We start from the raw sequence: 20800 nt of genomic DNA, 5'->3' as shown, positions 1-20800 counted from the left end.
AGCTGCTATGAATTTTCAGAATATACTTCCGGATTGGCACAATAAGGAATTTTCTCCCCTTTAGAAAAGGCGATAATATTTTCGGCGGCTATTTTTGCCATTCCTGTTCTGGCTTCCATAGTAGCAGAGCCTATATGTGGCAATACACAAACACTGGAAAGCTCCAAAAGAGGGCTTTCTTTGGACATGGGTTCCGGATTGGTAACATCCAGACCTGCTCCCCAGATCTGTTTTGAAACCAGTGCCTCATACAGATCCTTCTCATTCTGAAAACCGCCTCTTGCCGTATTGATGAAAATAGCATTGGATTTCATTTTTTCAAAAACAGGACCGTTAAAGAGATCCTTCTGCTCAGGAGTGAAATTGGCGTGGACACTCAGTACATCCGACTGTTCAATAAGTTCTTCAAAAGAAACATACGTAGCATTCAGCTTTTCTTCTGCTTCTTCATTCCGGTTCCGGTTGTGGTAAATGACTTTCATATCAAAAGCCTTCTGCGACTTTTCAGCCATTTCGAAACCAATTCTTCCCAATCCCATAATTCCTAAAGTTTTCCCGTACAATTCCTGTCCCAGTGCATGCAGCGGGTCAAAATCGCCCCAGTTCCCGTCTTTTACCTTCTGAAAATTATAGCTCGCCCGTCTTGCTACAGACTGCATCAGCAGAAAAGCTATATCAGAAGTGGCTTTACTGAGGACATCCGGTGTATTTCCTACCGGAATATTTCTGCGATTGGCTTCTTTAACATCCACATGATCAAAACCTACAGAATACAAAGCAATTGTTTTTATATTGGGACACTGATCGAAAAAATCCCTGTCGTACTTAAATTCTGCTCCTATGCTTAAAATGGCATCGTTATTCTGACAATAGATCAGCCATTCTTCATGAGACAGGTTTTCATGTTCGGGAATAAAAACTTCCAGCCCGGCTTCTTTTAACATACTAAGTCCAGCTTCAGGAATTCTTTTGTTTACAAATACTTTCATTATTTATTTTGTATTTATTGGTGCTTTAAAATTTCAAATAAAAAACCTCACTCCTGTTAAAAAAGTGAGGTTCTTAACTTTAATATTAAAAATTACTGCTTTTCATCCGATTCGTTCTGATTTTTGTCCCAGGCTTGAGAAGCCATCTCCTGAATTTCTTCCCAAACATCCTTTGCCGATTTCTGTGCATGAGCCATAAATCCCTGTTTGGTTGCTTCCTGATTCTTAGTTTTCATATCATTCATATAATCCTTCACCTGCTGGCTATAGCTTTCTGCGTGATATCCTGGATTATTATGCAGATTCTTCTGAATATTACTGAAATCGTGTGAGGATTTAAATCTATTCGTATCCATAATAATAAAATTTAAGTGATTAGGTACTCTATTGAATCCAATTACTGTTCCGAACCGGTCTTAAAGTTTATTAAAAAATCGAAGTTTCTTTTTAACCACAAAAGACACGAAATTTTTAATTTATTTAAACACTTTAGGCACTTTAGTTTTAAAAAGTTTTACCATCCTGAAAATAGTAAGACCATATCAAGCAGAAAATCAAAGATTTTCATAAAAACTTAAGTGTGATTCATATATGCAAAGTAAATATGTATTCATGTTAATGATTGGTATCTCCAAGCATCGGAACAAATTTATAAGCCCCAAATTCTTCTTTTTCGAATTGTGTAGGAGCCGTTTTTGTAAATCTGTACAGGATCTGTTCATCGGTAGGCCCTAACGGAATGACCATTTTTCCACCTATATTTAACTGTTTTAATAGTTCTGTGGGTAAAACCGAAGCTCCACAGGTAACAATAATCTTATCAAAAGGAGCAAAAGTAGGAAGCCCGGCAAAGCCGTCTCCAAAACTCTGAAATTTCGGATTCATGTGCAGCTCACGGAATTTCTTCTTTGAGAAATCAAAAAGATCTTTCTGCCTTTCCACCGTATAGACCAGGGCTTTCATAGCGATCAGAACGGCTGTCTGGTATCCGCATCCGGTCCCGATTTCCAGAACTTTTTCGCCTGGTTTTACCTGCAGCAACTCGGATTGTTCCGCTACTGTTGAGGGATGGGAAATAGTCTGATGTGATAAAATAGGAAATGCCCGGTCTTCATAAGCAAAATCCTCAAAAATACTTTCGATAAAAAGATGTCTCGGAACGTCATTCATTGCCGAAAGTACATTTTCATCCGAGATCCCTATTTTATGTCTTAAATATTCGACCAGAATCTTTCTTTTTCCTTTATGTACAAACGAATCATGCATCATTGGTAAGATAATAGTTATTAGGTTACAGGTAATAGTTCCTGCAAAAGTAAAAAAACTATCCATACTTATCAACCTAAAAGCAACAGGGTATTTCTTAACACCTAAAATTCTTATCTTTACAAAAATTAAAAAAATCTATGTTAAAAGCAGGTTTGGTAGGTGCCGGACATCTGGGGAAGATCCATTTACGACTTCTTAACCAGTCAGATAAGTACGAGCTGGTAGGTTTCCACGATAAAGATCCTGAAAACGGGAAAAAAATAGAAGCAGAATTCGGGTATAAATATTTTGAAAATTTTGATGAACTTCTTGAGCAGATCGATATGCTGGATATTGTGACCCCCACAGTCTATCATTATGATTACGCTCTAAAAGCAATTGAAAAAGGTCTTCATTTTTTCATTGAAAAACCGGTAACCCAAACACTTGAGCAGGCGGAAGAAATTCTTCACAAATGTCAGGAAAACGGTATTAAGGCGCAGGTTGGACATGTTGAAAGATACAACCCCGCTTTTATTGCCACTAAAGAATACATTAAAAATCCAATGTTTATTGAGATCCACAGGCTGGCTGAATTCAATCCCAGAGGGACGGATGTTTCTGTAGTACTGGACCTTATGATTCATGATCTGGATATTTTGCTGAGCATGGCTAAATCTAAGGTTAAAAATATTCATGCGAGCGGTGTCTGTGTGGTAAGTAAAACTCCGGATATTGCCAATGCCAGAATAGAATTTGAAAACGGCTGTGTAGCCAACCTTACCACTTCCAGAATTTCTATGAAAGCCATGAGAAAAAGCCGTTTTTTCCAGAAAGATGCGTATATTTCTGTTGACTTTCTGGAGAAAAAAGCTGAAGTGATCCGGATGAAAGACGCTCCTGAAAACCCTACTCCTTTTGATATGATTATTGAAAATGCTGACGGAGAAAAGAACCAGATCTTATTTGAATACCCTAATATTGAACCCAATAATGCCATCCTTGATGAATTAAATTCTTTTGCAGATGCCATTACTGACGGCAAAAATGTGGAAGTTTCCCTGGAAGACGGAACGGAAGCTTTAAAGGTTGCTCTTGAAATTGTACGACTGATTTCAAAATAAGATTTATTCTAAGCTTTATCTTTGTACACATTAAACGCAAAGAAAGACAAAGAATTGACATCCATTTCTTTAAATAAGATAACAAAGGCGTTTCACTTATTTCCGAAATACAAGGATTCAAAAGTATGCAACGGTTTATATATTATATCAGGCTGTCATTTGGAATGACAGCCTGATATATTTTGTCGTTAACACAGAACAAGATTGACTATTTCCTTTTTTCTCGGAAATAATCTTTTCATTGCAAAAATTTAATTTTTGTTCTGGATTTTTTAAATATATTTGTCTTTCTTAAAACTATTGTTCTGTAATTCTCTCCTATAATTTAAAATAAATAAATCTATATGAAAAGAGCCATTCTATTATCTGCTTTATTATTGTCTCAATTTGGGACATCACAATTATTAAAAACTGACGGACAGAAAATAATTAATGACAAGGGAGAAAACATCCAGCTGCGGGGCCTGGGCCTTGGCGGGTGGATGCTTCAGGAAGGATATATGCTGAAAACAGCTGATTTTGCAGGGCCTCAGCACAAGATCAAAGAGAAAATCACTGAATTAATTGGGGAAGACGGAATGAAGGATTTCTATAAAGCTTACCTGAAAAACGGTATCACCAGACAGGATATCGATTTTCTTGCTAAAGCGGGTTTCAATTCCGTAAGGCTTCCGATGCATTATGATCTATATACTCCTCCCATTGAAAAGGAACCGGTAAAAGGACAGAATACATGGCTGGAAGAAGGTTTTAAAATGACAGATGACCTTCTGAAATGGTGTGCCGCCAATAAAATATACCTGATTCTTGATCTTCATGCAGCACCGGGCGGACAGGGAAATGACGTCAACATTTCAGACAACGATAAAACAAAACCTTCTCTCTGGGAAAGCATTGAAAATCAAAATAAAACAATCGCTTTGTGGAGAAAGCTGGCTGAGCGGTATAAGGATGAGCCGTGGATCGGCGGTTATGACCTGATCAATGAGCCGAATATCAATTTCACCGGAAAAAACCCGAACGGTACCGATGAAATGTCGAACGCTCCGCTCTGGAAACTGCAGAAAGACATTACAGCTGCTATCCGGGAAACGGATAAAAAGCATATCATATTTATTGAAGGAAACGGATGGGGAAACAATTATAACGGACTGATTCCGATCTGGGACAGCAATATGGCATTCAGCTTTCATAAATACTGGAATTATAATAATGATGAAACCATACAGTCTATTCTTGATCTCAGGACAAAACACAACATGCCTATCTGGCTCGGGGAAACCGGGGAAAACTCCAATGTATGGTTTACGGAGCTGATCCAGCTTCTGGACAGACATCATATCGGATATGCATTCTGGCCGATGAAAAAGATCGATAATATTGCAGGAATTACCAATGTCAAAATTACTCCTGAATATGAAAAACTCCTGAATTACTGGAAAAACGGTGGCGAAAAACCTTCTAAAGACTTTGCCACAAAAGCCTTGATGAAGATCGCGGAGAATTATAAATTCAGTAATGTGGAGATCAAGAATGACATTATAGATGCCATGTTCCGACAGGTTAACGACGAGTCGGCAAAACCGTTTAAAAAACATCAGATTCCGGGAAGAGTATTTGCTTCGGACTATGATTTGGGTAGAATGGGTTCGGCTTATCTGGATAAAGATTTTATCAACCTTTGGGTAAGTGATCCGAAGAAAAGATCGGAATGGAATTCCGGGCAGCAGATGAGAAATGACGGTGTGGATATTTACCATGACGGCATTACCAATACTTATTATGTGGGTAAAACGGAAGCGGGAGAATGGCTTCAGTATACCATTGATGCAAAATCCGAGAAAAAATATACCTTCAGCATCAGATATGCGGGTAAGAATGATGCCGGTATCAGGTTGGAAGATGCTTCGGGAAAACTGCTGGCCAAAGTTTCACTGCCCTCCACCGGAGGAGATGAAAACTGGAAAACAGTTTCGGTTAAGAACCTATCTCTGAAGCAAGGAACAAATAAAATCAGGCTCCACTTTGAAAGCAGTGGTTCTAATCTGAATTATTTTGAAATAGACTAATAATTATCTTAAATTGCAAATCCCTTTTAGTATCTGAAAGGGATTTTTCTTTAATCATTATACTATGAAAAAAATAGGACTTTTCTTTCTTCTGATTTCGTCGTTGGCTGTGGCTCAAAAATCTGTTTTGGAGCAGAAAATAAATTCTATTACCGAAGGTAAAAAAGCAACGGTTGGAGTTTCTGTGCTGGGCTTTGAAAATAATTTTAAATACAATAAAAACGGGGACAAACCACTTCCTACTTTAAGTGTTTTCAAATTTCATATTGCGTGTGCCGTTTTAGATCTTGTGGATAAAGGAAAGCTGTCTTTGGATCAGAAACTTTTCTTCAAAAAAGAAGATATGCTGGAAAACACCTGGTCGCCTATCCGTGAAAAGTATCCTGATGCCAATATTTCACTCACTTTGGGAGAGGTATTGGATTATACGGTGGCATTAAGTGACAATAACGGCTGTGACCTTTTGTTGAAACTAATCGGGGGTACGCAGACGGTTCAGAAGTTTATGGATAGCAAAGGAGTAAAAGGTTTTCAGATCAAGCGCAACGAAGATGATATGCATAAAAACTGGAAAACGCAGTACGACAATTACAGCACTCCCAATTCTGCTGTACAGCTTCTTAAAAAGTTCTATGATGGAAAACTGCTTTCAAAAAAGTCTACAGATTATTTAATGCAGATTATGATCGGCACGAAAACCGGTACGAATAAAATTGTTGAACAGCTTCCTAAAAACACACCTGTTGCCCATAAAACTGGTGCTTCCGGAAAAAATAACGAAGGACTCACCGTTGCTGAAAACGACATGGGAATCATTACGCTTCTGAACGGAAAACATTACGCAATTGCCATATTTGTAAGCAATTCCATGGAAAGTGATGCTGTGAACTGCAAAATGGTTTCTGATATTTCGAAAGCAGTCTGGGATGATTTTAATAAGTAAAATATTAAGCTTATTTTTAAAGCTGAAAAACCGGTGAATTTTGTTCGTTAATCCGGAAAAACTATGAGTATGAAAAAAATAGTATTAGCAACATTTCTTTTCTGTTCTGCATTCTTTTTTTCGCAAAAGAGCATGAACTACGTACGCATAAGCTATGGCAGTATCTGCTGCGGAACACCTTCTACAAAACCTGTGACAGATTATCTGAAAAAGTTTGAGAAGAGCAATAAGCTGAGAGCTTTTGAAATCCTGGAACAAAGTGGCTTGGGAAGAGAAGGTGAATTTACTTTATACATCGGGACAGACAAACTGAATAAAAAACAGAAAGCTGCCTTCAAAAAAGGCCTTGAATCTGTTATTACTTCACAAAATAAAACCAGAAAACAGAACAGTGACGGCACGGTGGATTTCGATCCGGCGGTGACTGTTTATAAATCTGATTTAGCAGATATTAAAAATTTAACTATCTATAAAAAATAAAAGAAAAAAATGATCAAAAACATTGTAGTTATTGGAGCTGGAACCATGGGAAATGGGATTGCGCATACTTTTGCACAAAGCGGATTCAAAGTAAATCTGGTAGATGTATCGCAGGATGCTCTGGACAGAGGACTGAAAACAATTACAACTAACCTTGACAGAATAATTGCAAAGGGAAACCTTACAGAAGAGCAGAAAGCTGAAACATTAGGAAACATCAGTACTTTTACAGCGCTTAAAGAAGCGGCAGGTAACGCAGATCTAGTCGTAGAGGCAGCCACTGAAAACCAGGATCTGAAACTGAAGATCTTCGGACAGATGGATGAATTTGCACCTGCGGACTGTATCCTGGCTACGAATACTTCTTCAATTTCTATTACAAAAATCGCTGCGGCTACCAAAAGAGCTGATAAAGTAATCGGAATGCATTTTATGAATCCGGTTCCTATTATGAAGCTGGTAGAAATCATCAAAGGATATTCTACTTCCAAGGAAACTTTTGATGCTATTTATGAAATGAGCAAAACACTGGGTAAAGTCCCTGTAGAAGTGAATGACTACCCTGGTTTCGTTGCCAACAGGATTCTGATGCCCATGATCAATGAGTCTATTGAAACACTTTACAACGGAGTGGCTGGTGTAGAAGAAATTGATACGGTCATGAAGCTTGGTATGGCACATCCGATGGGACCGCTTCAGCTGGCAGATTTTATCGGTCTTGATATCTGTCTTGCCATTCTTAATGTCATGTACGACGGTTTCAAAAACCCTAAATATGCTCCGAACCCACTTTTGGTAAATATGGTAATGGCCGGAAAACTGGGTGTAAAGTCGGGAGAAGGTTTCTATGATTATTCGGAAAGCAAAAAAGCTGAAAAAGTTTCAAAAATGTTTTTGAAATAACTGAATGAAATTAAAGGAAAGAAATATCCAGATAGCAATGGTCATCATCACTGTAATGATGACCATTCTTCGTTTTATATTAAATGAGAAAGGAAGGGTAAATCCCGATTCTATCCGTTTTATGAGATTCGCGCATGGTCTTCCTACTATTGACAATACTACCACTCCGGTAGGTTATCCTGTTGGCATCAGGCTGTTTACATTCCTTGGCTTCGACGAGTTCTGGGGAAGTAAGGCTCTTGGAATTGCTGCTTATCTTTTTATTATTTATTTCTGCTGGAAAAAAAAGTTCTATAAACGTGAAGCCATTGCAGTATGCGGATTGTTCATCTTTGTGTCATTGTTTGCCTATACGATGAGCGAAGCCCTTATTATTCCTTTTGTGTTTTTATTTTTATATACTGCCTCGCAGATCATTACAGGAAAATTAGAAAAAGGAAAAGCTATTTTTTATCTCTCGCTTTCATTAATTGCTCTTTATAATATCAGGTATAGTGCTTTATTCTTTATTGGAGGAACCGGACTTTACGGTCTGATATTTTTGAGAAAAAAATATTCATCGGTATTTATTATCTCCAGTAGTATAGGAATTTTGTTTGTGGGAGCTTATAAACTTCTATTTATTGATTATTTTAATGAAAATTATATCAATCAGGCTCTGGTTATGGGAATTCACCCCACTTCCAAGTTAATGAAAGAGCTGATAGAGGGATTGACTACTTCATTCAATCCTTTCATCCATATTGCAGATCCCCGGGGAAGCTTTATCAATTATGGTATTTATGGCATTGGTGCTTTGAATATCTTTTTGATGATTTATCTTTTTATAAAAAATAAGCTGTCTGAAACGGAATATTTCTTTATCATTATCAGTATTTCCGGCATTGTATGCTCTTATTTTGTCCAGTATTTTTATTCGGTCATTCCATTGGATTACAGAATTATAGGACCTTTTATAATCCCTGTATGGCTTATTTACTTTAACAGACTTTTCAGGATTTTCAATACTAAAACCTATGCAATCACTGCACTGAGCCTATTATCCGGACTCGCCTTCACCTGGCTGTCCAAAGGAAATTATCTTGAAAACAGAAGAGCTGCCTCAGATTTTTTAAAAAGCGAGAAACTGGATAAAGTTCCTATACAGTTTTTTATTTTAAATGAAGAAAGTCTTGAAAGAATACAGGTTGCTGAACTTTTAAGTACGGTAAACCCTGATATTACCCTTACTTTCAAGCCTGAAGATACGCTCCGCAGAACGACTCTTACAAGGTATAAAGTTTTGCAAAAAATTAAAATCAACAGGAACAAATATCAATAATTTTATTATCTTTGATTAAAGTTAAAATATAAAAAAATGAAATTACCAAAGTTTTTATTAGCAGACAATTCGGAATTTCCTGAAGATTTATTCGTAGTTCACACAGAATATCCAAGATTTATCTTAAACGTTGAGGAAGAGGAAGTTGAGTGGCTAGATGATTTGGAAGGTGACGATGAAGAAACTATGGCAGACGAAGCTACAAAAGTTGTAGAGGCTGCATTTAAATGGTGTGATGAAGAGTTGGCTAAGTACGACGAAGAAGAGGAAGAATAAATAACTACCTAAACATAAAAAAGGAACTCAAATTGAGTTCCTTTTTATTTTATTCCGCTTTATTGAATTTCAACAGCAGTAAATTGTCTTTATAAAGCTCTAAGGTAGTACCGGAAATCACATATTTGTTGGCTTTCCCCACCATATCCATAAAATTCTGCTCAACGCTCATATTGTTGCACATCATTCTGGTAGATCCCATCTGTCCGGCAGAAAAATCACCTGTGGAAGGATCTATCTTGGCTGTTCCGAAATAGTTGTTGCATCCTCCATTTCCATTGATCTTTTCTCCTTCAATATTAAGGGTCGGAACCTTACCTTTCACATTATCTGCCAATGTCCATTTTGTATTGGCCAGTGAAGGCTGTGCCTTTCCTACTTTAGATGCAGAAGCACTGGACAATGTACCGCAAGATGCCAGAACGGCAGCCGCAGCTATACTTAAAAAAAGATTTTTCATTTTATTCTTTTTGATTTACTCAAATTTAAGGAAATTATATTATTTAAACGGACCGAGAGGAATTTTATTACTTTCGAAAAGTTCTATTTTAGGATTAACTTCTAAGGATCAGTGGGATTAATGTCTTTAAATTAACTTTGTTTACTTCTTAGATGATGGTTTAATTTTTGGCTAAAGCCAATCATCCTGGGCATTGTTAAAACGGGCTAAAGCCCGTTTCTATGGAATGGTAATCTGAAGATCATTAAATTTCTTTTTTCTCTCGCAGATTTGGCTGATTGAGCAGATCTTTATACTTGAAAATATATACTGTAAGATTATGTAGAATTTAATTTGCAATGATTACAAAACAAAAAAACGGGCTGAAGCCCGTTTTTTTGTTATATTTTATCTGAATTAAGATCTTAATTCTGCGTTGTATTCTTTTTGGAATGCTTTGATCAGAGAATCCATTACTTCAGAAATTTCTTTCTCTTCCAATGTTTTTTCTTCATTAAGAAGTTCAAAACTCATCGCATAAGATTTTTTTCCTTCCGGAAGGTTCTTCCCTTCATACACATCGAATAAGTTAATCCCTTTGATGAAAGGAGATTTATTCTTTTTCGCAGTCTGATACAGATCCTGATAGTTTATATTCTTATCGATCAATAAAGCAAGATCTCTTCTGATCTTGTTGAATTTAGGAATATCTTTAAACTTAAGTACATTTTTAGAACGTAATTCCTGAGCCAGTTCAAGCTCTATTTCTGCATAGAAACATTCCTGATCAATATCAAAGTCTTTCAGTAAAACCGGAGATACTTTTCCAATTCTTACTAAAGTTTTTCCTCCGGCTTCATAAGCTAATGAGTCGGAGAACCTTTCATCTGCTAAAGCAGTTTCTTTATAATCAACTCCCAGTTTCTCTAATAATACTTTTACATACGCTTTAAGATTGTAGAAGCTTACTGCTGATTTAGGCTGAAGCCAGTTTTCAGCCACGTCTCTTCCGGTAACAAGAAGGGCGAGCTGTTTTCTTTCTTCATATTTATCTTTTTTATGATAAATTTTCCCGAATTCAAAGAATTTGATATCCTGATTCTTTCTGTTAATGTTGTACACTGCATTCTGAAGAAGTCCTTCCAGTAAAGATTTTCTCATGAAGGCAAGGTCACCACTCAATGGATTCAGCAATTTTACAGCATCGGTTTCATCTTTTACAGAAGTCAGCGAGTTGTTCATAGCTTCGTTGAAGCCAAGTCCCTGCAGTGTTCTTGCCCAGTTATTCTCGAGCTCATCCTGATCGTTAGCACTTAATTTTACCGGTGTAAATGATATTTTCTGCGGAGCATCAATCTTATTGTATCCGTAAATTCTCAGGATTTCCTCAATTACGTCAATTTCTCTCGTTACATCTGCTCTGTAAGCAGGAACAGAGATTTCAAGCCCATTCTGGATCTCATTTAAAACCTGGATTTCAAGAGATTTCAGAATTTCCTTTACTTTTTCTCTGTGGATCTTTGTTCCTAAGATCTGTTCGATCTTTGAGAATCTGATGATCACATAATTATCTTCTATTTTCTTTGGATATTCCTCCAACAGATCGCCCACCAGTTTCCCTCCTGCAATCTCCTGAATCATTTTGATGGCATGGGTTATTGCTGTCCTGGTAATATTAGGGTCTACTCCTCTTTCAAATCTGAAAGAAGCATCTGTATTTAAACCATGAAATTTAGCCCCTTTTCTTACGGCAACCGGATTGAAATAAGCGCTTTCCAGGAATATGTTTTTTGTTTCATCAGAAACTCCTGAGTTGGCACCGCCAAAAACTCCTGCAATACACATTGGGTTATCATTACCGTCTTTGATCATGACTTCAGAACCATTCAAAGTTCTTTCAACACCATCCAAGGTAGTAAATTTCGTTCCTTCTTTTACTGTACCCACTTTTACTTTACTGCCAGTGATTTTATCAGCATCAAATGCATGAAGTGGCTGTCCGTAACCGTGAAGAATATAGTTCGTAATATCTACAATATTGTTGATCGGGCTTAAACCTATTGCTTTCAGTCTGTCTTTTAACCAGGCCGGAGATTCGGCTATTTTCACTTCTTCAATGACAGCTCCGATATATCTTGGGCATAGCTCAGCGTCTTCCACTTCTAAAGTAAAGTTATGTGAGCCTTCACCATTCAAAACTTCAGAATTCAGTTTTTCAAACGTTGATTTTTGCTGGTTGGTGGAAAGAAAAGCATGAAGATCTCTTGCCACACCATAATGTGACATGGCATCTGTTCTGTTGGGCGTTAACCCGATTTCGATCACTTCATCGTTGGCCAATTCAAAATAGTCAGCAAAGTTCTTCCCTACTTCATATTTAGTTTCATCCAAAACCATAATTCCTCCGTGGTCTTCACTAAGGCCAAGTTCATCTTCTGCACAGATCATTCCCTGAGAAACCTCACTTCTGATCTTTGCTTCTTTGATCTCAAAAAAGTTTCCGGTTTTATCATAGATCTTAGTTCCGACAACAGCTACAGGAACTGTCTGTCCTGCTTCAACATTGGGAGCACCGCAAACAATATTTAATATTTTCCCATTGCCTACATCAACTGTTGTTTTTTTTAGTTTATCTGCATTCGGATGTTTTTCGCAGGTCAATACTTTTCCTACGACAATACCTTCCAGACTCCCCCTTACACTTTCAAATTTTTCTATCCCCTCCACTTCAAGACCTATATCTGTCAGGAATTCTCCAATCCTTTCCGTTTTCAGTTCCGTTTTGATAAAGTCTTTAAGCCAGTTGTTTGATATTTTCATTTGCTATATTTTGAAAAATTATTGAATTTCCGCACACTATGTACTGCACGATTTTTCCCGTACAAATGTCGTGTTTTTTTAAGAAATAGAGAAATTTAGCAATCATTTTAAAACAAATAGTTTTTATTAATTCCTTCTTGCCGAATGAGCAAATTTTCCTATAAAAAAGATAAATATGTTGATATTATCTTTAGAATTTGTAATTATTCCAATAAAATACTCTCTAAAAAGTCTGAGCTTGTTTAAAATAAAAAAAGAGACTGAAAAATTCAATCTCTTATAGCTTTATTTATTTAAATGTTACAATCCGATTACCGGCATTGATAACATCAGTATATTTTCACTTTCTTCAAGACCGTCAAGAGGTTCGATAATCCCCGGTCTGTTCGGTTGAGACATTTTCATAGTGATATCATCAGAACCTAAAATGGTAAGCATTTCCGTTAAAAACTTAGAGCTGAAACCAATATTAATGTCTTCCCCATTATAATCGCAAGGAATCTGCATATCCGCTTTGTTTGCATATTCTGTATCTTCTGCATGAAGGTGAAGAATGTTGGCAGACAGTTTAAATCGTACCTGATTCGTAGATTTATTGGACATAATTGATGCTCTTTTGATCGCTCCCAGAAGAAGATTTCTGTTGATCGTCAGTACATTGGGATTTTCTTTCGGGATTACCGCTGTATAATTAGGGTATTTACCGTCTATCAGTCTACAGATCCAGATATGCTTTCCAAAAGTAAACTTAGCCATATTCTCATTAAAGTCGATGGTAACGTCTTCGTTAGAGCTGGCCAGAATATTTTTGAAAATATTCAAAGGTTTCTTAGGCATGATAAATTCCATTGGCTCGGCATTCATCAGGTCTGTTCTTTTGTAAACTACCAGTCTGTGGGAGTCCGTAGAAACAAAATTGGTTTCATTTTCTCCAAACTGGAACAATACTCCCGTCATTACGGGACGAAGAGAGTCATTGCTTGTTGCAAAAAGAGTGTTTGTCAACGCTTCAGATAAAACTCCTGCCGGCATTACCACTGTTTGAGACGCATCAAATTCGGGAAGTTCGGGATAATCATCAGCGTTATCCAGTGCTACAGCGAAATTATCTTTCTCATCTAAAATCTCAAGCTGGCTTCCGGTTCCTTCTGCATTATCCTTTACAACGAACGTTAAAGGCTGTTCTCCATACGTCTTGATAAAATCTTGAAAAATTTTAGCAGGAACGGCAAATTTACCCGAATCATCAGACTTTACGTCCAGAGAGGTAACAAGAGTAGTCTCGCCATCAGATGCTGTAATGGTAACGTTATTTCCGTCTAGTTCAAAAAGATAGTTTTCTAAAATCGGTCTCGATTGAGAGCTTGATATTACGCCACTTACAGTTTGCAATGCTTTCTGCAGTTCACCACTTGAAATAATAAATTTCATAGATTTAAAAATAAGTTTCTACAAATATAATAAATAGAAACTATAATGAAAAAAATAATCTTAAGGAGTTTTGAACAAATATCATTAAGCTGATTTAAGACATGATTTTAACGCCCGGATTTAATTCTGATCTTTAATTCTGATCTTTATTTTCTCATTAATGAGTGAATATTGATCTGAGAATGGGTACTGAATATTTCACTTGCATCAAAATTACAAATCTTATCTTTGTTAAAAACAAGCTATGCAAAAACCGCCTGTTCACAGAAGTTTTTTAAATGCTTTCCGGGGTATTTTCCAGATGATAAAAACGGAAAGAAATTTCCGGATCGAACTTGCTGCTTTTTTTATAAACCTGATTCTGATATTTTATTTTAAGCTTTCACCGCTTGATACAGCTCTAATCCTTATGGCTTCAACGGGTGTTTTAAGTGCTGAAATATTCAATACGGCTATAGAAAAGATATGTGATATGGTCCAGCCTGATTTTGATAAAAGAATTGGTTTTATTAAAGATATTTCTGCGGGAGCGGTTCTTTTGATGGCAATTGGATCTGTTGCAGTAGGAATTATTGTTTACTGGAAATATATATTTCAATAAAAAAGCACTTCTGAAAAGAAATGCCTGAATTTTTTAAGCGCAGTGAAAGTCCCAGGATTCGGAGGTCATACAGCCGTTAAATTTTGGACAATACCAGCCATAAGGATAATTACAATGTCCGTTTTCATCAAGAGGGACAGTAATCAAAGGTGGATTTACCCCTTTTCCATTGACACTCTTTAGTTCCTGTCTGTTAAGTTTTTTTAGATTTTTCATATTTTTTTATTTGTCAGTATAAAACTACAAATAAAAATGATATTTCACCAAATTAAGATAAATTAATCATAAATATTTTTCTATAATTGGGATTGCGGTTTCAGCCATTATGCCATATCCCTTTTCATTGGGATGAACACCGTCTCCGGAAAGTAAAATTTCTTTATCTCTTAAGAATGCGGCGTAAAAATCAATGTAATGCAGAGCATTTTCAACAGTGAGATCTTTAAGAATCCGGTTATAAACAAGAACGTTGTCATTTGTTCTTAATTTCCCTGTTGCAGTCTTCACACCGTCTACTTCCCGGGAAACAGGGAGAATGCTTACCAGGTAAATATCATTCGTATACTGTTTTGCATGCTGAATGGCCTCCATCATATTGCTTCTGAACTGGACAGGATTTACCATAGATCCTCCGTTCTTGATGACCAGATCATTGGCTCCATACCCGATAAAAACAATATTTCCTTCGGCTGAATTTCTGGCTGCCAGCTCATAAGGCATCCGTTTCAACAGGCCTTCTGTGGTTTCGCCTCCTATTCCAAGATTAAAAAGGATCACCTCGTTGCTTCCTTCATGAAACTGCTGCAGGGCATATCTTTTAAGAATATCAACCCATCCTCCGAATACTCCGTCATATTCTCCATACGTAATGCTGTCTCCAAAGAACAGCCCGTAAATCATTTTCTTCATATTTTAGAAAGCTAGATATTAGATGTTAGAATCTAGTTTTTTTTATCACTCCAAAATTAGTGTAATATTTTTATGGGATTCTATAATTTCAACTAAAATTTCAAAGAGGGTCTGCCCTTTTCCTGAAAGCAAATCATCCAGTTTTTGCTGTATCAACTCTATGTTAAATGGTTTTCCCTGCCTGATTTTATTTTCGTAAAAATTCCGGGTTAATTCAAGACCTAAATCTTCTTTTGATTTTTGGGACTCTTTCCATATGATCTCAATTTCCTCTCCGCTTTCAAATACTCCGAAACCGCTGTACAGAATGTCATCCAAGCCGTCCAGTGTTCCTATTTTCCAGTCTGTCTCTTTCATCAACACTGAAGAAACTTCATCATAGAATCCGGGCAGGTCTGAAAAATGGCTGCCATTTATAATAATTTTGTTTCTACCTGATTCCAATCCTTATTTAATTTTTATACGCTTAATCTTGGTAAATATAAAAAATGACCGCCATTCTGTGGCGGTCATTTCTATTTTATTTGAAGTATTCTACTCCGTTTTTGAATATGTTGTGGTAATTCGCAGTCGGTATGTTTTTCATGAGGCCTTCTGCAAAACGCTCAGGATGCCCCATTCTTCCGTAAATCTTTCCGCATGGGCTGGTCACTCCTTCAATTCCGAATAATGAATTATTAGGATTAAAAGGCATCCCGTGGGCGATGTTTCCATCAAGATCTATGTACTGGGTAGCGATCTGTCCGTTTTCGTAAAGCTTTTTGATTTCTTCTTCGGAAGCCATGAAACGACCTTCTCCGTGCGAGATAGGAATAGTAAATACCTGGTCTTTCATTCCTTTTAACCAAGGGCTGTCGTCGTTGATCACCTTTACATTTACCATCTGGGAAATATGTCTTCTAATGGCATTGTGGGCCAACGTCGGAGAGTTTTCATCCAGATCTTTGATTCTTCCGTAAGGTAACAGACCGGATTTAACCAATGCCTGGAAACCATTACAGATACCGATGATCATGCCGTCTCTGTCCAGTAATTCGTGAACAGCGTTTTTCATTTTCTCGTTTTTCAGAACGTTTACGATGAACTTAGCAGAACCATCCGGCTCATCCCCTGCTGAGAAACCACCAGAGAATGCCAGAATCTGGGATGTCCTGATCTCTTCTACCCATGCATCAATACTTTCGTCCAGCAATTGGTGACTGATATTTTTCAAAGGCAGACTGCTGATCACAGCACCTTCTTTCTGGAATGCATTTAAGGTATCGTACTCGCAGTTTGTTCCCGGAAATACAGGAGCAAATACTTTCGGCTGAGCAATTCCATGCTTTTTAATAATAATATTTCTTGGATGGATTGAGTTTGATTTCTCATCGATCTCAACCGTCAGCTTTTCTTTTTCCCTGGTTGGGAAAAGGTTTTCGAATGTTCCGGTATACGCTGCAACAAGATCCAGTATCGTAGATTCCAAACCGTTTATCGTTAAAACACCTGAGTCTTTTACTTCACCGATCTGCTGAAGAGAAGCATTACTCAGCTCTTCTTTTGATTCAATGATTAAGCTACCTATGTTTTTAGCCAATAAAGCATTTTCGTCAATATTGATCTCTGCTCCCAGCCTGTTTCCAAAGCTCATTTTTGCTAAAGCTACCGCAGCACCTCCTTCCTTAATGGTTTTTACGGAAACAATTTTTCCGGCTTTGATATTTTCAAAAATAAATTCGAAAATTTCTTTTAAGCTTTCATAGTTTGGAAGTCCGTTTTCCTGAGGAGTATGGCTGAAGAAATATATTTTGTTTCCAGCCTGCTTAAATTCCGGGGAAATTACATTTTTCTTGTCACCATTGGCACAGGCAAATGAAATCAATGTTGGCGGAACATTCAGATCCTGGTAAGTACCGCTCATAGAATCTTTTCCTCCGATAGCCGCAAGGCCTAAATTAATCTGGGCATCATAAGCTCCTAAAAGAGAGGCTAAAGGTTTACCCCATTTCTCGGGATTTTGCCCCAGTTTTTCGAAATATTCTTGGAAGCTCAATCTGATATTCTTGTAATCACCACCCATGGCAGCAATTTTAGCAACACTTTCCACTACGGCATAGGAAGCTCCCAACAGTGAATTCTGTTTTGAAATTCCGGTATCAAATCCCCAGCTTGCGAAGGAAACAGTTTCAATATCTTTTGCTCCCAGAATCGGCAGCGTCTGAGCACTTCCTTCCATCAGCGTCTGCTGATATTTTCCTCCAAGAGGCATCGCTACTGTTGTTCCTCCTACAGAAGAGTCGAACATTTCCAGCAATCCTTTTTGTGAAGCTACATTTTTATCACTTAATATTTTAAGGAAGTTCTCTTTTGTAAAAGATGCTGTTTCTTCTTTTACGTGTTCAAGATGGGTAATTTTTACATCCTGTGATTTTGAACATCCGTTGGTATCTAAGAATTCTCTTGAAAGGTCAACAATTTTATCTCCTTTCCAGAACATCTGCATTCTTCCAGAATCGGTCACTTTTGCTACTTCTACAGCTACAATGTTTTCATCTTCACAGAATTTGATGAACTGCTCTTTATCTTTCGGATCAACTACAACCGCCATTCTTTCCTGAGATTCGGAAATAGCAAGCTCAGTTCCGTTTAATCCTTCATACTTTAAAGGTAAAACATCAAGATTCACTTCTAAGGAATCTGCAATTTCCCCGATGGCTACAGAAACACCTCCTGCTCCGAAATCATTAGATTTTTTGATAAGTTTTGTTACTGCAGGGTTTCTGAACAGTCTCTGAATTTTACGTTCTTCAACGGCATTTCCTTTCTGAACCTCAGAGCTCATGGTATGAATAGAGGTTTCGTCCTGCTCTTTTGAGCTTCCGCTTGCTCCACCAACACCGTCACGGCCTGTTGCACCACCTAAAATGATGATAGAATCACCATTGGCAGGTTTTTCACGTCTTACCCAATCTACAGGAACTGCTCCGGTAACAAAGCCTACTTCCATTCTTTTGGCTTTGTAGCCTTCATCATAGATCTCCGAAACCATTGTTGTGGCAAGACCGATCTGGTTTCCATAAGATGAATACCCGTTGGCAGCCTGTTTTGTGATGGTTTTCTGAGGTAATTTTCCCGGTAAAGTTTTGTCAACCGGTTCCAAAACATCGGCAGCACCAGTCAGTCTCATCGCCTGAAATACAAATGATCTTCCGGACAAAGGATCTCTGATGGCACCTCCCAAACAGGTTGAAGCACCCCCAAAAGGTTCAATTTCCGTAGGGTGATTGTGGGTTTCATTTTTGAATAATAAATACCATGGCTCTTTTTTACCGTCGTATTCTGCTTCGATCTGGATGGTACATGCATTGATCTCGTCAGAAACAACAAGATTCTCCAGGTTACCTGTTTTATGGAAGTATCTTCCGCATACTGTTGCCAGATCCATTAAAGAGATCGGCTTCAGCTCACGGCCTAAGAATTTTCTTTTTTCGATATAGTCATTGAAAATGGTTTCCAATGTATGTTTAAAATCTCCTTCAAACAGAATGTCTGACAATTCTGTTTCAAAAGTGGTATGGCGACAGTGGTCGCTCCAATAGGTGTCTAAAACCTTCAGTTCCGTTTCGGTAGGGTTTCTTTTTTCTGTTTTAAAGTATTCCTGAATGAATTTCAGGTCGTCCAATCCTAAAGCAAAGCCGTGATTATTGTAAAAGTTTTCAAGTTCTGTATCATCAAAACTGATAAAACCTTCGTGGATCAAAACTTTTGTCGGAACTTCATCTGCAGGAATATTTAAGATGGTAAGATCTTTTTCCTGAGATTCCACTTTATTGATCAGAAGATCTTTGATCTTTACAAGGTCTGCTTCAGAAACTCCTTCAAACTGGATCAGCTTTCCGCTTCTTACTTTTGATTTTTCATTCTCCGTAAGCAAAGCAATACACTGCTGCGCAGAATCTGCACGCTGGTCATACTGGCCGGGCAAAAATTCCATGGCAAAATGGATTCCTTCGGCAGGATTTTCTTCATGTAAAATATCAGTAACCGGATCTACGAAAGTGCTGTTGACAACCTTTTCGAATTCACCGTCATTCAAATTGAAAATATCGTACACATTGTACACTTTCACACTTTTGATTGACGGCACAACCGCTTTTACTTCATCAAAAATTTTTGGACTTTCAACATCGAAAATTCCTCTTTTTTCTACGAAAATTCTTTTTTTATTAGACATTAGATGTCAGATATTTAAATATTATTAGACTTATTTACTTAATTTATTCGGATTGTCGGGATGTTCTTTTTGAAATTGCTGGGCCTGTTCGGTTTCATTTTTCAGCCATTTTTGAAAAGGGATTTTTTCATTTCCAAATTCAAGGGCAAAAATATTTTTACCGTCTTCTGAGATTAAAAATTGATAATCCGATATTCCTGCTTCCGTTTTTCTATAATCATATGTATTTACCTGATAGAACGGGAAATTTTCTTTTGGTCTTTCTACAATTTCAAAAAATAACTTCTTCTCATTATCAGAGAGTTTTGTATAATGATTTACATAATATATTTGTGAAAGCTTCTTGTTTTGTTCATTGAAAAACTGAAGAATCGTCTTCTCCTTTTCATTATAATTAAAAGGGTTTGGATAATATTTTTCTCCAATTTCTACCGCATTCTCTGATTTTGAAATAGGTATTGCCATTTCCCCTTTGAAATTCATTACTCCCCAAGTCCCCCCAACGATTGCTTTGTGCTCATCTTCTGTTTTTTCCCAGTCACAACCGTCACAGAAAGCAGTGTAACCATAATTGAAAGGCGATGCAAAATCATGAGTCGGTTCAATAACAACTTTTCCATTTCTGTCCACAAAACCCACTTTTCCATTTTTAACAAACCTTCTGACACCTTCGGAAAAATAATCTGCTCCGTTGTCGTAAAATAAAGGTCTATAAAGGAAATTCCCTTTTTTGTCGTAAACATACCCCCATGCATTTTTTTCTTTTGCCTCTCCTTTTTTAACACCATCAAAATAAATAGTTTCCCCCTCAACTAATTCTCCATCTTCAAGGTTTGAGAAGATTTTAAATTGTGCAGGCACAATAATTTCCCCTTTCTGATTCTTAACTCCTACCAAAGAATCTTTAGCAATAAAATATTTTAAAACCTCTTTCTTCTGGGAAAAAGAAAGTGTGGGTATCATGGAAATGAGTAAAAGAATTCTTTTCATGTTGAATCAAATAAAATATGCAGCCCAAAAGGACTGCATAT

At 37.2% G+C, this 20800-nt stretch carries 19 protein-coding genes; 8 read left to right on the top strand and 11 right to left on the bottom strand.

What is annotated here, in order from left to right:
* Window positions 1–5 precede the first annotated feature (5 nt).
* The 3 genes from J4Q03_RS02955 to J4Q03_RS02945 all read right to left on the bottom strand — a co-directional run bounded on the left by J4Q03_RS02955 (window position 6) and on the right by J4Q03_RS02945 (window position 2255).
* A complete protein-coding gene (locus J4Q03_RS02955) occupies window positions 6–989 on the bottom strand; it encodes a 2-hydroxyacid dehydrogenase (RefSeq protein WP_426046725.1) in 984 nt (327 codons plus the stop codon).
* Between the two features lie 92 nt (window positions 990–1081).
* Window positions 1082–1345, bottom strand: coding sequence for a prevent-host-death protein (locus J4Q03_RS02950; protein WP_426046724.1), 264 nt, complete (start codon window positions 1343–1345; stop codon window positions 1082–1084).
* Window positions 1346–1604: 259 nt separating this feature from the next.
* Window positions 1605–2255: a protein-L-isoaspartate(D-aspartate) O-methyltransferase gene (locus J4Q03_RS02945; protein ID WP_426046968.1), complete on the bottom strand. Its 651-nt coding sequence runs from the start codon at window positions 2253–2255 to the stop codon at window positions 1605–1607.
* A 140-nt stretch (window positions 2256–2395) separates the two neighbouring features.
* Between J4Q03_RS02945 and J4Q03_RS02940 the strand changes: the two genes are divergently transcribed.
* The 7 genes from J4Q03_RS02940 to J4Q03_RS02910 all read left to right on the top strand — a co-directional run bounded on the left by J4Q03_RS02940 (window position 2396) and on the right by J4Q03_RS02910 (window position 9353).
* The gene (locus J4Q03_RS02940; protein WP_426046723.1) at window positions 2396–3361 is read left to right on the top strand and encodes a Gfo/Idh/MocA family protein; all 966 of its coding nucleotides are present in this window, start codon (window positions 2396–2398) and stop codon (window positions 3359–3361) included.
* Between the two features lie 344 nt (window positions 3362–3705).
* Window positions 3706–5430, top strand: a complete 1725-nt coding sequence (locus J4Q03_RS02935; RefSeq protein WP_426046722.1) for a cellulase family glycosylhydrolase — start codon at window positions 3706–3708, stop codon at window positions 5428–5430.
* Between the two features lie 64 nt (window positions 5431–5494).
* Entirely contained in the window at window positions 5495–6373 is an 879-nt protein-coding gene (gene bla-A, locus J4Q03_RS02930) for a CGA/CIA family class A beta-lactamase (RefSeq protein ID WP_426046721.1), read from the top strand.
* 69 nt (window positions 6374–6442) lie between these two features.
* A complete protein-coding gene (locus tag J4Q03_RS02925; RefSeq protein ID WP_426046720.1) occupies window positions 6443–6853 on the top strand; it encodes a hypothetical protein in 411 nt (136 codons plus the stop codon).
* Between the two features lie 12 nt (window positions 6854–6865).
* Window positions 6866–7756, top strand: coding sequence for a 3-hydroxybutyryl-CoA dehydrogenase (locus J4Q03_RS02920; RefSeq protein ID WP_426046967.1), 891 nt, complete (start codon window positions 6866–6868; stop codon window positions 7754–7756).
* 4 nt (window positions 7757–7760) lie between these two features.
* Window positions 7761–9077, top strand: a complete 1317-nt coding sequence (locus J4Q03_RS02915; protein ID WP_426046719.1) for a hypothetical protein — start codon at window positions 7761–7763, stop codon at window positions 9075–9077.
* 36 nt (window positions 9078–9113) lie between these two features.
* The gene (locus tag J4Q03_RS02910; RefSeq protein ID WP_007845674.1) at window positions 9114–9353 is read left to right on the top strand and encodes a hypothetical protein; all 240 of its coding nucleotides are present in this window, start codon (window positions 9114–9116) and stop codon (window positions 9351–9353) included.
* 49 nt (window positions 9354–9402) lie between these two features.
* Here J4Q03_RS02910 and J4Q03_RS02905 read toward each other — a convergent pair whose 3' ends face one another.
* From J4Q03_RS02905 to dnaN, 3 genes are all read right to left on the bottom strand, one after another.
* On the bottom strand, window positions 9403–9813 hold the full coding sequence (locus J4Q03_RS02905) for an META domain-containing protein (RefSeq protein ID WP_426046718.1): 411 nt from the start codon (window positions 9811–9813) through the stop codon (window positions 9403–9405).
* A 396-nt stretch (window positions 9814–10209) separates the two neighbouring features.
* A complete protein-coding gene (pheT, locus tag J4Q03_RS02900) occupies window positions 10210–12612 on the bottom strand; it encodes a phenylalanine--tRNA ligase subunit beta (protein WP_426046717.1) in 2403 nt (800 codons plus the stop codon).
* A gap of 300 nt (window positions 12613–12912) precedes the next feature.
* Complete coding sequence (gene dnaN, locus J4Q03_RS02895) at window positions 12913–14043, bottom strand: DNA polymerase III subunit beta (RefSeq protein WP_426046716.1); 1131 nt, start codon at window positions 14041–14043, stop codon at window positions 12913–12915.
* A gap of 244 nt (window positions 14044–14287) precedes the next feature.
* Between dnaN and J4Q03_RS02890 the strand changes: the two genes are divergently transcribed.
* Window positions 14288–14644, top strand: coding sequence for a diacylglycerol kinase family protein (locus tag J4Q03_RS02890; RefSeq protein WP_426046715.1), 357 nt, complete (start codon window positions 14288–14290; stop codon window positions 14642–14644).
* A gap of 33 nt (window positions 14645–14677) precedes the next feature.
* On the opposite strand, the gene J4Q03_RS02885 is transcribed toward J4Q03_RS02890, so the two are convergent.
* From J4Q03_RS02885 to J4Q03_RS02865, 5 genes are all read right to left on the bottom strand, one after another.
* Window positions 14678–14860 (bottom strand): bacteriocin-like protein, encoded by a 183-nt coding sequence (locus tag J4Q03_RS02885; RefSeq protein WP_426046714.1) that lies wholly within the window; start codon window positions 14858–14860, stop codon window positions 14678–14680.
* Between the two features lie 66 nt (window positions 14861–14926).
* Window positions 14927–15553 (bottom strand): SGNH/GDSL hydrolase family protein, encoded by a 627-nt coding sequence (locus J4Q03_RS02880; protein ID WP_426046713.1) that lies wholly within the window; start codon window positions 15551–15553, stop codon window positions 14927–14929.
* Between the two features lie 45 nt (window positions 15554–15598).
* Window positions 15599–15997 carry a ribonuclease inhibitor gene (locus J4Q03_RS02875; protein WP_426046712.1) on the bottom strand — a complete coding sequence of 133 codons (399 nt, stop codon included), beginning with the start codon at window positions 15995–15997 and terminating at the stop codon, window positions 15599–15601.
* 76 nt (window positions 15998–16073) lie between these two features.
* Window positions 16074–19769 (bottom strand): phosphoribosylformylglycinamidine synthase, encoded by a 3696-nt coding sequence (locus tag J4Q03_RS02870; RefSeq protein WP_426046711.1) that lies wholly within the window; start codon window positions 19767–19769, stop codon window positions 16074–16076.
* A gap of 30 nt (window positions 19770–19799) precedes the next feature.
* A complete protein-coding gene (locus tag J4Q03_RS02865; RefSeq protein WP_426046710.1) occupies window positions 19800–20759 on the bottom strand; it encodes a WG repeat-containing protein in 960 nt (319 codons plus the stop codon).
* Window positions 20760–20800 lie beyond the last annotated feature (41 nt).

Source organism: Chryseobacterium sp. NFX27 (assembly GCF_049887855.1).
In the GTDB taxonomy this organism is placed as follows: Bacteria; Bacteroidota; Bacteroidia; order Flavobacteriales; family Weeksellaceae; genus Chryseobacterium.
This window is presented reverse-complemented; position numbering and strand designations above follow the sequence as displayed.